The organism is Oxalobacter formigenes, assembly GCF_002127965.1.
In the GTDB taxonomy this organism is placed as follows: Bacteria; Pseudomonadota; Gammaproteobacteria; order Burkholderiales; family Burkholderiaceae_D; genus Oxalobacter; species Oxalobacter formigenes.
The window spans coordinates 1,044,874-1,059,652 of record NZ_CP018787.1 but is presented as its reverse complement, the minus strand read 5'-3'; the positions used below and the strand labels follow the sequence as shown (position 1 = coordinate 1,059,652).

Below are 14,779 nucleotides of genomic sequence, written 5' to 3'. Positions count from 1 at the left end.
TGTATTCTTCCTTCATTTCCACGAACGGTGATAGGCACCCAGCGTCTGTTGCTGCCCCTCGGAGAGTTTGGCAAGCGCATTCATCCACTCCGGTTTGACAGAGTAAGCGGCATCGTCCTTCAGGCAAAGATCCAGTGCCTCACGCCATACTTTCGTCGCCTGTGCCGTATAAGCCGGACTGCGCTGTCGGCCTTCGATCTTGATGGCGGACACACCCAGCTTTTTCAGTCTCGGCAGGAGTTCAAGCGTATTCAAGCTTGCCGGTTCCTCAATGGCGTAATAACTGTCCCCGTTGACCATGAAACGACCTTTGCATAGTGTCGGATAACTGGCGTTTTCATCATCTGCGTACAGGTCGATCAGGACACCGTTCAACCGGGATTCGAGTCCTTTCGGCGTCGGCTGCCAACGCACCGCTTTGGCCGGAGAGCAAACACCGTTATTGTTCGGCGCTTCACCCGTCACGTAAGATGACAAGGCGCACCGGCCTTCCACCATCACGCACAGGCTGCCGAAACCGAATACCTCGATTTCCACGTCAGTATTACCGGCAACCAGTTCCACCTGCTCGATGGACAGGACACGCGGCAAAACCACTCTTGAAATACCGAAATGCCGCGCATAAAAATTGATCGCCTCGTAATTGGTCGCGGAACCCTGAACCGACAGGTGCAAACGCAAATCAGGATGTTTTTCCCTCGCATATTGCATAAGGCCGGGATCGGCAACGATAAGTGCATCCACACCATAACGTGCAGCCCGGTCGACCGCTTTCTTCCAGACATCCCATGAGGACGGAACGGGATAGGTATTCAGGGCCAGCAAAACCTTGCACTGTTTCGCATGAGCATATGCAATACCTTCGAGGATGGCCTTTTCATCGAAATTCAGGCCGGCAAAATTGCGGGCATTGGTCGCGTCCTTGAAACCGAGATAAACACAATCGGCTCCATGATCGACTGCCAGCTTCAAGGCTGGCAGGCTGCCTGCAGGGCAGACCAGTTCAATTTGTGTGTTTTGTGTCAAATCGCTGGAAATCGGTAGAGTTTTCAAAAATTATCAAGAAAGTTTTTCTAGAAGAACGTAATTTTACTCATTATGACGAAAACTGTCGTCACATTGCCCCAAAGAAACGTTTCGTCATCCAAAAAGTCTGGTGAAAATAAACGCTCATGGAGAATAACTGGATATAATCTCCCTAATTGTACGTCGTGTTCGTTTATTTAACCGTCTCATATTTTAGCCATCCCCGGGAGCTAAACAATGTCAGCCCTTTTACGCAACAAGAAACTGATCATCATCATTGTGCTCGCTGCGATCGTCGCAGCTGTTGCATGGTACTTTCTGAAACCGTCTGCCGGCCCTGAAGGCCTTGCTTCCGGCAATGGCCGCCTCGAAGCGACGGAAACAGCCGTCTCAACCAAAGTCCAGGGCAAACTGACCGAAGTCTTTTTCCGTGAAGGGGCCGATCTCAAAGTCGATGAAGTCGCCGCACAGCTCGACGATATTCCCCTGAAAGCCGATATCAAGGCGGCACAGGCTGTCGCCGAACAGGCACGTGAAGACGTAAAAAGTGCGATGAGCCAGCAGGAACTGGCCGGTGTCACCTTAAGACGTACCCAGGAACTGATCAAGAAAGGTTTCATTTCAGCAGCCCAGCTCGACAAGGATGTCAGCGCCATGAGAACGGCCAATGCCAGTCTTGCTGCCGCAAAGAGTCGTGTTGCCGAAGCGGATGCCAAAGTGGCGTCCCTCCAAGCCAACCTGAACGATCTGACGCTGAAATCCCCTGTCAACGGCCGTATTCTCTACCGTCTCGCCGAACCGGGTGAAGTCCTGCCTGCCGGTGGTCGTGTCTTTTCGATGCTTGACCTGAATGACGTCTATATGTACATCTACCTTTCCGCTGCCGATTCCGGAAATGTCCAGCTGGGAAGCGATGCCAGGATTCTGCTGGACGCGTTGCCGGATATGCCTATTCCCTGCAAGGTCACCTACGTTTCCCCGAAAAACCAGTTCACCCCGAAAGAAGTCGAAACCAAAGACGAACGCGAAAAATTCATGTTCCGCGTCAAGCTGAAAGTCGATCCGGACTGGCTGGCACAAAATGCGACGATCGCCAAACCGGGCATGCCGGGTATCGGCTGGGTCAAGACCAACCCGGATGCTGTCTGGCCCGCCAACCTTCAGGTAAAGTGATATGAACGGGCTCATTGCAGCGAAACTCGAAGGCGTCACTCTCCAGTATGGAGATGTTCTGGCGCTTGATGACGTTACCCTGGACATTCCAGGGGGCTGCATGGTGGGCCTGATCGGTCCTGACGGCGTGGGCAAATCATCCCTGCTGTCGCTCGTTTCCTGTGCCAAGAAGATCCAGAAAGGCCATATCGAAGTCCTTGACGAGGATATTTCCGATACCAAAATCCGCAATGCCCTTCTCCCTCGTGTCGCCTACATGCCGCAGGGTTTGGGCAAGAACCTGTATCCAACCCTTTCCGTACGGGAAAACATCGACTTTTTCGCCCGGCTGTTCGGTCAGGATTTCGAGGAACGCGACCGGCGCATCAATGAACTGACGGAAGCGACTGGCCTTCATCCTTTTCTGGATCGGCCTGCGGGGAAACTCTCCGGCGGCATGAAACAGAAACTGGGCCTGTGCTGTTCGCTGGTTCATGACCCTGATTTGCTGATCCTTGACGAACCGACCACCGGCGTCGACCCGTTGTCGCGCCGACAATTCTGGGAACTGATCGATTCCATCCGCAAACGCCGCCCGCAAATGAGCGTGATTGTGGCGACCGCCTATATGGAAGAAGCGGCACAGTTCGACTGGCTCGCTGCCATGTATGGCGGCAAGATACTGGCGACCGGCACAGCCGAAGAAATGATGCAGAAAACCGGCAAGGACACGCTCGAACGTGCCTTCATCCAGCTGCTGCCTGAAGAACGCCGCGAAAATTATCATGAACTGGTCATTCCGCCACTAAAGGAAGAAGAAAATCAGGTATATGCCATCGAAGCGGACGGCCTGACCCAGCAATTCGGCGATTTCGTCGCTGTCGATCACGTCAGCTTCAAGATTCCACAGGGCGAAATTTTCGGCTTCCTCGGTTCGAACGGCTGCGGCAAGACCACGACCATGAAGATGCTGACCGGGCTCTTGCCTCCGACGTCGGGATCGGCCATGACCTTCGGCAAACCGGTCGACGCCAAAAATATCGAGAGCCGCAAAGACGTCGGCTACATGTCGCAGGCATTCTCGCTCTATGGTGAATTGACCGTATTGCAGAATCTGGAACTGCATGCCCATCTTTTCCATCTTCCGAAACAGGAAATCCCCGGACGCGTCAAAAGTCTGGTCGACCGTTTCGGTCTGGAAGCCTATCTGCATTCTGCAGCTGCCGAGCTGCCTCTTGGTATCCGCCAACGCCTGTCACTGGCCGTCGCCGTGGTGCACAATCCGAAACTGCTGATTCTGGATGAACCGACTTCCGGTGTCGATCCGGTTGCACGGGACGATTTCTGGCAGCTTTTGATCGAGATGTCTCGCGAACAGAATGTGACCATTTTCATCTCGACCCACTTCATGAATGAAGCGGAACGTTGCGACCGCATTTCCCTGATGCACGCCGGGAAGGTGCTTGCCAGCGGCAAACCGAAAGAACTGCAGGAAAGCAAACACGCCGAAACGCTGGAACAGGCCTTCATCGAATACCTCGAAGAAGCTTCCGGATCAGAAAAATCAACGTTCAGTGAAGAGGTTGAACTCGAGCCTGAAAAACACGAAGAAGAATCGCCTTACTTCAGTTTGAGGCGTCTTCTGGCTTACGCATCGCGTGAAATGCTGGAACTGCGGCGCGACCCTATCCGGCTCGGTTTCGCCATACTGGGCAGCATCCTGCTCTTCTTCGTTCTCGGCGGCGGTATTTCGATGGACGTGGAAAACCTGAAATTCGCCGTACTGGACTATGACCAGACGCCGCAATCGCGTGATTACATACACAATATTGCCGGCTCACGATACTTTATCGAACAACCTGCCCTGAAAGACAGCAAGGATCTTGAAAAACGGATGGAAAGCGGCAAAATCAGCGTTGCCATTGAAATCCCGTCGGGCTTCGGCCGTGACCTGACGCAGGGGAAAAATCCGCAAATTGGAGCCTGGGTGGATGGCGCGATGCCTTACCGTGGCGAAACCATCAAGGGATATGTTCAGGGTCTTCACTCGAAATACCTGCAACAACTGGCAAGCGAGACAAGCGGTTCCGGCAAGACAGCCTCGTCCAGTCTGGAACTCCGATACCGGTACAATCAGGATTTCAAGAGCCTTTACGCCATGGTTCCGGCCATTATCCCCCTGTTGCTGATGCTGATTCCCGCCATCCTGATGGCGCTGGGTATCGTGCGTGAAAAGGAACTGGGCTCGATTACCAACCTGTACGTCACCCCTGTCACCAAATTCGAATTTCTGGTCGGAAAACAGCTTCCCTATATTGTTCTCTCCATGATCAGTTATTTCCTGATGGTTGGGTGTGCCGTATTTTTCTTCCATGTGCCGTTAAAAGGCAGTTTTCTTGCCCTGACAGTCGGTGCCCTTCTTTACGTCACGGCAACGACAGGACTCGGACTCGTCATTTCGACGTTCACCAATACCCAGATTTCCGCCCTGTTCGGCACGGCCATCCTGACCATGCTTCCAACCGCCCAGTTTTCAGGGCTGACCACACCCGTCGGTTCACTTGAAGGCGGTGCCTACTGGATCGGGCAATTTTTCCCTGCCACCTATTTCCTTATCCTCTCCCGTGGCGTATTCACCAAGGCACTGGGCTTTTCCGACCTGATGGGGCCGCTCATCTCGCTGGCTCTTTTCATACCGGCCCTGACATTCCTTGCCTGGCTGTTCTTGCCCAAACAGGAGAAATAAATGTCGAAATTCAGAATACATCTCAGCAACATCTACCGTCTGGGCGTCAAGGAACTCAACAGTCTCTGGGCAGACAAGGTATTGCTGTTTCTGATCATCTGGGCATTCACGGGAGGCATTTACAGCGCTGCCAAAGGCGTATCGCAGGAACTGCATAACGCACCGGTCGCCATTGTCGATGAAGACCATTCCCAGCTGTCGCAACGCCTGATCGGCTCGCTGACCCAGCCTTTCTTCAAAAAACCGGATGTCATTTCGTTGAAAGACATGGATGAAGCGCTTGACCGCGGCTACTATTCTTTTGCCGTCATCATACCGCCCAGTTTCCAGAAAGACATGCAAGCCGGACGCAGCCCGAAGATCCAGCTGAATATCGACGCAACCGTGATGAGTCAGGCCTTTATCGGTTCCGGTTACATACAAAGCATTTTCGAGCGGGAGATTGCCGAATACCTGAACAGGACGACGGATACCTCGTCAGCGCCGCCTATCGATCTGGTCACGCATGTCCGCTTCAACCCGAACCTGACCGGTTTCTGGTTCGGTGGCGTGATGGAAGTCATCAACAACGTCAACATGCTGACCATCATTCTTGTCGGCGCCGCCTATATCCGGGAGCGGGAGCACGGGACACTGGAGCATCTTCTGGCGATGCCGCTGGGAGCGACTGAAATCATGATTTCCAAAATCTGGGCAAACGGTCTGGCCGTGCTGATAGGGGCCTCGTTCGCCCTCATTTTTGTGATCAAGATCGCCCTTGGCGTCCCGATTGCCGGATCGATCGCCCTGTTTATCGGGGCGGCAGCCGTTTATTTGTTCTCTGCGGCTTCCATTGGTATTTTCCTTGGGACACTTGCCCGGTCGATGCCCCAGCTTGGCCTGTTGATCTTTTTGACCATCATCCCGCTGCAAATGCTTTCAGGCGGAACGACACCGCAGGAAAGTATGCCGGTATGGGTCCAGAACGTTATGCAATTCGCACCGACCACCTACTTTGTCCGGCTGGCCCAATCCATCCTGTACCGGGGAGCCGGATTCTCCATCGTCTGGCCTGAATTCCTCGCAATGGCGCTGATCGGGATCGTATTCTTCTTCGCCGCACTGGCACGTTTCAGAAAGTCCGTCGTTCAGGGCGGTTAAGACTCAAAAAAAATCCTGCCATCTTTCGACTGGCAGGATTTATCCATTTCGCCGATTTATTTAATCGGTGTATATTCAACTGGCACCCAGCTGTACTTGCCGTTACCTTCGCTTCTGACGTATCCCAACCCCGGGAAAGGCAAATGCATACCGGCAACCAGTTCACCTTTGTCTGAAACTTCTTTCAACAGATTCTTTCTGGTCATGACAGCCTTCGTGGAATCGGAATCGTATTCAATGGCAACGTCCGGACGATTGAACTGGATGGCATGGCTATGAATGATATCGCCCCAGATCAGCAATTGCTGCCCATCGGACGATACCTGAAAAGCCGTATGGCCCGGTGTATGGCCGTAGGCTGCAACGGCCTTGATTCCCGGTACGATTTCCGCGCCCGGTTCAATGGGTTTCCATTTTTCAGCAGACAGATAGGGGACAGCCGATTCACGAGCCAGTTTGAAAAACATCTGCTTTTCCGGTGGCGCAGCGGCAGCCACCTGTTCGGAAAGCCAGTATTCGTTTTCAAGCTTGTTGGCGTACACCATCGCATTCGGGAACAAGAGGCTGCCTTCCTTGTTGGAGAGACCGCCGGTGTGGTCGCCATGCAGATGGGTCATCACAATCGTATCCACCTGTTCAGGCTGATATCCGGAGGCCTTCAGGTTTTCCATCATGTGTCCCTGCTTGTCTTCGCTGAAAAGCTGGCCCGCTCCCGCATCGACCAATACAAGGTGGTCGCCTGTATTGATGAGATAAGCATTCACTGCCGACTGGATACCGGTCAATTTTCCATAATGGTGCGTCAGGGCCTTGTCGATTTCCTGCTTGTCCGCATTTTTCAACAATTCCGGATGGAATTCAAAAACACCGTCAAAAAGAGCCGTCACTTCGAACTGGCCAACCATCGTCCGGTAATATCCTGGAACCTGCGTTTTGACCATTGCCGGTGGCTGGGGTTTCGCGGGTTGTTCAGGAGCTGCAGCCGTCTGCTGCCCCGTCGCATTCTGATCAGCCGTAGCCGGTGTTGACGGTGCAACGGCCATCCCTTGTGCCATGACATTGGCACAAAACCCGAAAGCCGCCAACAACAACACAGCGCCCAGTTTCTGTCTGAACGGCATCTTCTTGTCCTGCATGTTTCCTCCTGTCTATAAACTGGAAATGATCGACTCGCCAAAGGGTCTTATTATCGGATAATTTTGACCATTATTTGCGAAAACTGAAACAGTCGTTCAAAAAAAAGAAATAAGCTGATGACAGTATGGTTGAAAAACCGTTTCTTGTAACGGAAAGAAAGGTGCAACATGTTCAGGCTTGCCATCATTATCGGAAGTACCCGCCCGGGCCGCAACGGGGAAGCGGTCGCAAAATGGATCTATGAAATCGCCCGGCAACGCACGGATATTGAAGTGGAACTGGTCGATATCAAGGACTACAACCTGCCTCTTCTGGACGAGCCCCAACCCGCGTCATCCGGGCAATATACGCAGGACCATACAAAAAAATGGGCCGAGAAAATCGACTCGTTCGACGGTTTTGTATTCGTCACCCCCGAATACAATCACTCCCCGCCTGCCTCACTGAAAAACGCGATCGACTACCTGTTTTTCGAATGGAACAACAAATCGGCAGGATTTGTCGGCTATGGTTCGATGGGCGCTATCCGTGCCATCGAACAGCTCCGCATCCTGATGGGAGCGCTGATGATCGCCGACGTCAGGGCGGAAGTCATGTTGTCTCTCTTTGAAGACTTCGAAAAACTGACCGTATTCAAGCCTAATCCACGACATGAAAAAACCGTCAACAACATGCTTGCACAGGTCATTTCATGGGGAAATGCATTAAAGCCCCTTCGCGAGGACGAATAATCCATTCACACATTCAAACTGAGTCAGGAGAAAGATTATGAAACATATCGAAATCATCATGCCGCAGGTCAAGGCCTGTACCGCGCAGGCCTGTGGCTTCAATAAAGACATGGGCTGCCATGCGCGCGCCATCACCGTCGGCGATGAAAACAATCCGGGTTGCGATACCTTCTTCGCCGTCCCTGACATCTCTGCCCACGCCAAATCAGTGGGACGGGTTTCCGGCGTCGGTGCCTGCAAGGTAGCGGACTGCAAATTCAATGACGACTACGAATGCATGGCCGATGAAATCATCGTCGGGTTCAACAATACCAAGGCCAGCTGCCAGACATACGTTCACCAGTAATCCTGCCTGAATGTCAAAAAAGCCGTGCAATGCACGGCTTTTTTCATATAAACGTCATGTGTTGCCCCTATAATCTCCCCATTATTATTGAACCCGTTTAAAGGGCATCATGCACAACACTTCCACTCTCACAAAGGCGCGCCTTTTCATCTGCCTGTTCAGTACATTCATTCTGGCTACAGGCCTTCTCTTTTCAAATCCGGCGGCTTATGCCGAAAACACCGTTGCCAGAGAACCCATTCTCGTCACCGGACACAGCAACCCGGATACCGATTCGACCGCTTCCGCCATCGCCCTGTCGCACCTGTTGAATCAACTGGGCAAGTCCGCCGTTCCCATGACACAAGGGCCGTTGAATCCCGAAACAAAATACGTCCTTGAACGGTTTTCGGTTCCGGCACCCGAACTCGTCGGCAATGTTGCCAACAGAAATATCGCCATCGTCGACTTTACCGATACCCCACAAGCCCCTGCCGGTTTCGACAAGGCCAATCTGGTATTCATTGCAGACCACCACAAACTCGGTAACGTTACGTCCAGTTCCCCGCTGGAAGCATGGATACTGCCCTACGGAAGCACAGCCACCGTTCTGTATCAGGTGTACACCTACTACGGCATCCCGGTTCCAAAAGACATTGCCGGCATCATGCTGGGCGCCATTCTCTCGGATACCGTCATATTCAGATCGGCGACAGCCACTGACAAAGACCTTGAATCGGCAAATGCACTGGCAAAAATTGCAGGAGTTGACGACATAGCGGCGCTTGGCATGAAACTCTTTGCCATCAAATCCGACATTAGCCAGAAGGGCAGCATGGAACTGCTTCAGAGAGATTACAAGGAATTCAATATGAACGGCCAGAAAATCGGGATCGCCCAGCTTGAAATGACCGATTCTACGCCTGCCCTGAAACGCAAAGCCGGTTTTCTTTCTGCCATGAAAGATATGAAGGAAAAAACGCATAGCCAGTCTGTCCTGTTCATGCTGACAGACATCATGCAGGGCAATACCACCCTGCTGGTTGTCTCCGACAATCCCCAACTGATCGAGAATGCCTTTTCGAAAAAAATCGTCAATGACGAAATGAAGCTTCCGGGTGTCATGAGCCGGAAAAAACAGCTCATTCCCGATCTGGAAAAAGCATTCAGGAAATAAGCTGATCCAGCATTTGAGATCAAAAAAACCGGGCAATCCCCGGTTTTTTTGATTCCAGTGTCCGACCGGACACAGAGGCAACAGACTATCAGAACTTGTACCGGAAAGAGACGGCTGCCGCCTGCCCCGTCCGGTTTTCTGAAGCCTGAATGCCGTAAGTCAAACCGAAAGTCGCATTGCCTTTCGACGCCGAAATTCCCAGACCACCGGCAAACGTAATGGAATCAACCACTTCAGTTGAGAGACTTGAAGCTGCATCCAGCCCCGGTATTCTCGCAACTGATCGGGCTTTCAGATCACCTGCTGCGGCAATAATACCGACGGATGCTTTCGGTTTCACCATCCAGCCATTTTGTGATTTGAGATTTTTCTCAAACGCCACGCCCAGCGGGAAGCTCCATATATTCTGGGTATCGCTTTCCATGTTGAAAACCGTCTGGCCTGCATTCGTCACGTCGAAACCGTTGGTCTTGAGATGCGTGTAATGAACCCCTGCATAAGGGATCACATCGACATTTGGCGTTTCGAAGCGATATTCCCCTTTCACGCCCACATCCCATGCGCTCGCATGTGTATCAGCGGAAAGACTGCCCATTTGCATGGAAGACGGCAACTCCTGAGTGATATCGTTCTTGCTGCGACTGTATCCCAATGAACCGATCACGGACAGATTGTCTTTCGTCCAGCCCGAATACAGCCTGATTCCCCAGAAATCGACATCGTTTTTCGTCTTGTTGAAATCGCCCCTGCTCTTGACGTCCCCCGTACCGACCGAAACCGCAGCGCCTGAGCGCCACTTCGCGTTATCCTTGCCGGTTACAGTATAGTCGCCACCGAGAGTCATGCCACCCAGACTGCTCTGGTAACTGTTGCTGAAATTACCTGCCTTCATGCCTGACACGTCGTTATACAGATAAAGCGGCGTGAACCAGACGCTAGCACCATCGGCCAGCATACCGGTTTTTTCCTGACGCCACTGGCCATTGGCATCCTTGTAAGATGCCCTGACCTGATCGTTCGCACCACTGAAGCGGTCATAAATGGCATTCGTATTTGCCGTTGAAACGGAATACAGCGTATCGGCAATCGCTGCCGTCGCATTCAGGCGCGCCGCTCCATCGATCGTTGCGGCGGCAAGCCGGATATCGTTCGATCCGACGAAACTGTCACTGGTCGCACGACTGATGAACTTCACTCCGGCATTCGCTGAATCCACATCCGCGCCCATGACGGCAACCATCCGGTTGATCATGTTTGCCGTGCTGCTTTTCAGCAAAGGAAACGCCAGTTCGGCATTATTCTGGGTCAGGGTAACCGTCCAGTCATTTCCGACAATGTCACTTTTGGCCGTCAAAAGAGCCGTATCGGATTTGGTGATCAACTCCCCATTTTCATTAAGGGTGAAATCACCGATGACCTGATAAGTCCCGCTCTGGCCGCCCGAGACAAGGAAATTAACCTTGTCACCTGCATTCGTACCCAAATTGAATGTTCCACCGCCAGATCCCGCAGATAGTATTGGCGAATTCTGCTTCAGTTCGCTGCCGTTTACCATGAACAGGGAATTATTGGCAAACGTTACTTCGCCCTTCACAGCCTGATTGGAGACTGCAGCCCCGTCAACAGTAATTCCTCCAAAGTCTTTATCGAGTGTAAACGGCTTCCACAAAGCCAGCGCAGCACTGACCTGCCCTGTATTTCCACCCCATTGATAAACGGACTTGTTGAAAGAAACGATAGCATTATCGACCGTCGTATCACCCAGAACGGCCAGGGAATTCTGGCCTACCGTGATGAGGCCGTTAATATCGCCATTACCGGCAAAACTGTTCAATGCCAGATGAGACGCATTCATGATCGTGTCGGCACCCGTTCCTGTCCAGACAGGATCCAGAACAATGCTGGCTCCTTTCAGGTCAGCCTGATCGACCACCAGTTTGCCTGCACTCACACCGGAACCGACTGCGATCATTGTATCGGCGCTAGCAACCAGATTTTGTGTAGTCAATGTTCCTGTCACCCCCATTTGGGCCGTTCCATTCAATTTGACGGTGGACGTATTCAAGGCGGCATTACCTCCCACATTGACTTCATTACCGGCACCGGCCTCAATCCCCTGAGTCACATTGAATTCACCATTTGCCACGGCAACGGAACCTGAAACGCTGCCGTTTAAAGTACCGTTTGTTTTCTTGCCTGCATCGCCGGTGACATCGCCCAGCACGACACTGCCGGTAATGACAGTATTGACCTCGGCACCATCTTTTCCCGTAACCAGCTGGCCGCCACTATTTGATCCGGCCAGTGTCAGCACGCTGTTTTTGGTATTGAGTTTGAGATCCCTGTCTGTAGCGGCGTTTTCGACCTGCAACGCGGCTACACCGGTATTTTTTCCTGTATTCAGATCGACAGTGTTGTCAGAACCCGCACTTGCCGTTGCCTGTACTTCCGTCGCATGAATACCGGAAAGATCATCCAGTTTGACTGGCGTATCCTGCTGAACCTGAATCGTCACACCGGCCAACTGGACGGAACCGTGTCCGGACACATTTTGCAGTGCGCTGATCTTGTTCTGATAATCCGTCAGGCTCATTAGAGAACCGCTAAAATCACCAGACAGCGACAGCACACCATTATTGTCCAGAGTCTTATCGACCTTTTTGGTGACTTCCGAAAAATCATCATATCTGGCTGTGATAGCGCCCAGTTTGCCGACTTCAAATTTCGCGGCATCTGTCGAAACAGCAAGATGACCCGCAGATACGTCCAGTTTTCCATTGTTGACAAGAAGTGAACTGCCACTGCCGATAGTCAGGGTCGAATTCACGTTCTTCAATGCCAGCAAACCTCCATCGATCTGGACATTGCCTTCATATTTGTCAAGCTGGCCGTTAACGATCATATTGCCGCCACCCGTCTTGACCAGCCAGCTGTTTGCTGTACCCGCAATGGAATCGGTTGAATCGTTTTTGGTTTCAAGCGATAAAGGGTCATTCCCGACAGTCAGGGTTTTTCCGGTTGCAACATTGAAAGTGGCTTTGGCAGCCATGCTGCCGGTGGATTCCAGATAAAGAAAACCGCCTTTGGCGTTTTCGCCGTGAACACTGTTTCCGGTATAGGACATGTCCTGACTGATGTTGAATGTCAGATCTGCATAACGGTTCATCACTGCACCGCCATAGGCATAGGCATTCACATTCTTTCCTGTACTGGACGTCGCCGTATTGTTATTGAAACTGACGTCGTTCAATGTCACCGACAGAGGATGACTTGCGTCATCGGATTTGACATATAAACCACCTCCTCTTGCCGTATCCCATTCCGAGTCCTTGATAACGTCAGCGGCAGCGGCACTGTTGATGGAATTTCCGGAAATGCTGGAGTTCGTAATGGTGATGACATTTTTTTCACTTGTATTCCAGGGACTGTTTCGGATATGAATTCCGCCACCAAGCACATCATGAGTGTCCTCTTCCCCCTTGGCCGGTTTGTCCGTTTCAAGCAGTATTCCAGTATTGTTATCAAACGAAGAGTTGATAATCATACCGGACGTTATTCCCCAAAGAGAAACCCCTGTCCCGGCAACAGACGCATTCCTGTCCTGACTCGCGGTGTTATTGTTGACATGCAAGCCATCGGCATAAAGAGTGCCACCAGACTGATAAAAACCGGCTCCCTGTACCTGCATGTTACTGCCCGCTGTCGTATTGGAAATCGTGACATTGTTCAATACTGTTTTTGATCCGGTAACGCCCAATGCACCTCCATACGTCCCATTGGTACTTCCCATCAGATCTTCACTGTAGGACGAGTTGCTCGTAATCTTTACATTGCTCAGATTCACTGATCCACCGGAGACATTAATGCCGCCAGCCTTGGGGTTACCCACTACTCCGGGACCAGCCGTAACCCTGTTATTATCGAAGACGGCATTACTGACATTTAGCGTTTCATCCGATTTCAGAATTGCCGTGAGCGTTCCGGCAGAAGGACTGTTCCAGGTGGTATTACTGGAAAAGTGATTATTGCTGAAATCGGCAGAATTCTGGACATTGAATATTTTGCGATCCTCTGAAACCTGAACATAATTGCCTCCGGTTTCGACAACGCCGCCATTGATCAAGACGATATTGGCTGGCTCGGCAAGTGCCACATTCGCCCCCAATCCTGCCAGAGACAGGGAAAGCAACAGCGCCTGTCCTGATTTAACAAGGTCTTTTCTTGCCGTGCCCCCTTTTTTTCCACGGGTACGGGCAAGTTCAGAAACGACTACCCTGGCAAAACGGGTTTTACTCCATATAATTTGATAACAACGATTCATATTGCCTCCCGATGGAACTTATATTCCGGTTCAACTACCAGAATCCCATATCTCATCAATAAAATAATAAACATTTATAAACAATCAATCCGCCCTTTATATACGCAATCTTATTTAAAATATTGCTTTTAGGCAACATTTATTGCAAAATAAAATTATTATATATATCAACAATATAAAAATATTTATTTCCAAAATACAACAATTTAGCCTTAAAGAATATAAAATTTCTGCCCGTCGATTTTCGTAACCGGAAAAGCAGAATGAAAAATGCAACCACTTAATGTTTAATTAATGAAGAGCCAACTTAAAAAAATTAAACACCGAAAGACAAATAACAAAAAAAGCCGGACAGAAAACTGTCCGGCTTTTAAATACAACTGTTTTGAATTTTTACTGAAATCGATCAGGCCAGATCAATCGAACGCTTTGTTCATCACTTGATCGAATCCAGCTTTTCTTCCAGCGCTTCTGGTGGAATGGACCCTTCTTCACGGGTACCGTCGGCAAAATAAATCGTTGGTGTCGCCCGTATCTGCAGTTCTTCTCCCAGTTTCAGAATGTCATCGTTGGGAAAAGCGCAACCGGGCTTGGCTGCAGGTGGTCGCTTTCTTTCTACCATCCAGTCGTCCCATGCTTTTGCAGGATCGGGAGAGCACCAGATCGCGTGTGACAGATACATCGAATCGACCGACAGGATATTGTAGGGAAAAACGTAAATCGTAATGTTATCGACCTGACGTAATCCATCTTCGAACTGCTGGCAATAATGACAATTCGGATCGGCAAAAACGGCAATCACCCGTTTGCCGTCACCCTTGACGATTTTGATAGCCAGCTCTTTAGGCAAACCGATTTTTTCCATGTGTGGCCTTCTTTCTCTTTCATTGATAAAAATGTGCCCGAAGTCGTACCGGATACAAAGGCAGCAGAATGAAAAGCTTAGGGAAATCGGGAATGAAACGCGTGATCTCACACAAAAAAATGGAAAACTGTCCGTTCGATGATTAGTCGCATATGACGG

At 51.0% G+C, this 14,779-nt stretch carries 10 protein-coding genes; 6 read left to right on the top strand and 4 right to left on the bottom strand.

Going from position 1 to position 14,779, the window contains the following annotated elements:
- Positions 1–12: 12 nt before the first annotated feature.
- The gene (ubiU, locus tag BRW83_RS04985; protein ID WP_232455513.1) at positions 13–1,053 is read right to left on the bottom strand and encodes a ubiquinone anaerobic biosynthesis protein UbiU; all 1,041 of its coding nucleotides are present in this window, start codon (positions 1,051–1,053) and stop codon (positions 13–15) included.
- A gap of 210 nt (positions 1,054–1,263) precedes the next feature.
- On the opposite strand from ubiU, the gene BRW83_RS04980 reads away from it, so the two are divergent.
- From BRW83_RS04980 to BRW83_RS04970, 3 genes are read left to right on the top strand one after another with little or no spacing between them, the layout of a single operon-like run.
- Positions 1,264–2,199 (top strand): HlyD family secretion protein, encoded by a 936-nt coding sequence (locus tag BRW83_RS04980; RefSeq protein ID WP_005881037.1) that lies wholly within the window; start codon positions 1,264–1,266, stop codon positions 2,197–2,199.
- A 1-nt stretch (position 2,200) separates the two neighbouring features.
- Positions 2,201–4,924, top strand: a complete 2,724-nt coding sequence (gene rbbA / locus BRW83_RS04975) for a ribosome-associated ATPase/putative transporter RbbA (protein ID WP_005881039.1) — start codon at positions 2,201–2,203, stop codon at positions 4,922–4,924.
- Complete coding sequence (locus tag BRW83_RS04970; protein WP_005881041.1) at positions 4,925–6,064, top strand: ABC transporter permease; 1,140 nt, start codon at positions 4,925–4,927, stop codon at positions 6,062–6,064.
- Positions 6,065–6,120: 56 nt separating this feature from the next.
- On the opposite strand, the gene BRW83_RS04965 is transcribed toward BRW83_RS04970, so the two are convergent.
- Positions 6,121–7,200: an MBL fold metallo-hydrolase gene (locus tag BRW83_RS04965; protein WP_231284497.1), complete on the bottom strand. Its 1,080-nt coding sequence runs from the start codon at positions 7,198–7,200 to the stop codon at positions 6,121–6,123.
- 168 nt (positions 7,201–7,368) lie between these two features.
- Between BRW83_RS04965 and BRW83_RS04960 the strand changes: the two genes are divergently transcribed.
- From BRW83_RS04960 to BRW83_RS04950, 3 genes are all read left to right on the top strand, one after another.
- Complete coding sequence (locus tag BRW83_RS04960) at positions 7,369–7,932, top strand: NADPH-dependent FMN reductase (RefSeq protein WP_005881045.1); 564 nt, start codon at positions 7,369–7,371, stop codon at positions 7,930–7,932.
- A gap of 37 nt (positions 7,933–7,969) precedes the next feature.
- Positions 7,970–8,278 (top strand): DUF1540 domain-containing protein, encoded by a 309-nt coding sequence (locus BRW83_RS04955; protein WP_005881047.1) that lies wholly within the window; start codon positions 7,970–7,972, stop codon positions 8,276–8,278.
- Between the two features lie 109 nt (positions 8,279–8,387).
- A complete protein-coding gene (locus BRW83_RS04950) occupies positions 8,388–9,434 on the top strand; it encodes a manganese-dependent inorganic pyrophosphatase (RefSeq protein WP_005881049.1) in 1,047 nt (348 codons plus the stop codon).
- Positions 9,435–9,522: 88 nt separating this feature from the next.
- Here BRW83_RS04950 and BRW83_RS04945 read toward each other — a convergent pair whose 3' ends face one another.
- Together BRW83_RS04945 and BRW83_RS04940 are read right to left on the bottom strand one after the other, a co-directional pair.
- Positions 9,523–13,755: an autotransporter domain-containing protein gene (locus BRW83_RS04945; protein WP_005881052.1), complete on the bottom strand. Its 4,233-nt coding sequence runs from the start codon at positions 13,753–13,755 to the stop codon at positions 9,523–9,525.
- 436 nt (positions 13,756–14,191) lie between these two features.
- The gene (locus tag BRW83_RS04940; RefSeq protein WP_050757735.1) at positions 14,192–14,620 is read right to left on the bottom strand and encodes a DsbC family protein; all 429 of its coding nucleotides are present in this window, start codon (positions 14,618–14,620) and stop codon (positions 14,192–14,194) included.
- Positions 14,621–14,779: the final 159 nt, after the last annotated feature.

Excerpts from the sequence above, each read along its gene's own strand:
- BRW83_RS04980 (WP_005881037.1), top strand. The coding sequence starts at position 1,264 with ATGTCAGCCCTTTTACGCAACAAGAAACTGATCATCATCATTGTGCTC.
- rbbA (WP_005881039.1), top strand. The coding sequence starts at position 2,201 with ATGAACGGGCTCATTGCAGCGAAACTCGAAGGCGTCACTCTCCAGTAT.
- BRW83_RS04970 (WP_005881041.1), top strand. The coding sequence starts at position 4,925 with ATGTCGAAATTCAGAATACATCTCAGCAACATCTACCGTCTGGGCGTC.
- BRW83_RS04965 (WP_231284497.1), bottom strand. The coding sequence starts at position 7,200 with ATGCAGGACAAGAAGATGCCGTTCAGACAGAAACTGGGCGCTGTGTTG.
- BRW83_RS04960 (WP_005881045.1), top strand. The coding sequence starts at position 7,369 with ATGTTCAGGCTTGCCATCATTATCGGAAGTACCCGCCCGGGCCGCAAC.
- BRW83_RS04955 (WP_005881047.1), top strand. The coding sequence starts at position 7,970 with ATGAAACATATCGAAATCATCATGCCGCAGGTCAAGGCCTGTACCGCG.
- BRW83_RS04950 (WP_005881049.1), top strand. The coding sequence starts at position 8,388 with ATGCACAACACTTCCACTCTCACAAAGGCGCGCCTTTTCATCTGCCTG.
- BRW83_RS04945 (WP_005881052.1), bottom strand. The coding sequence starts at position 13,755 with ATGAATCGTTGTTATCAAATTATATGGAGTAAAACCCGTTTTGCCAGG.
- BRW83_RS04940 (WP_050757735.1), bottom strand. The coding sequence starts at position 14,620 with ATGGAAAAAATCGGTTTGCCTAAAGAGCTGGCTATCAAAATCGTCAAG.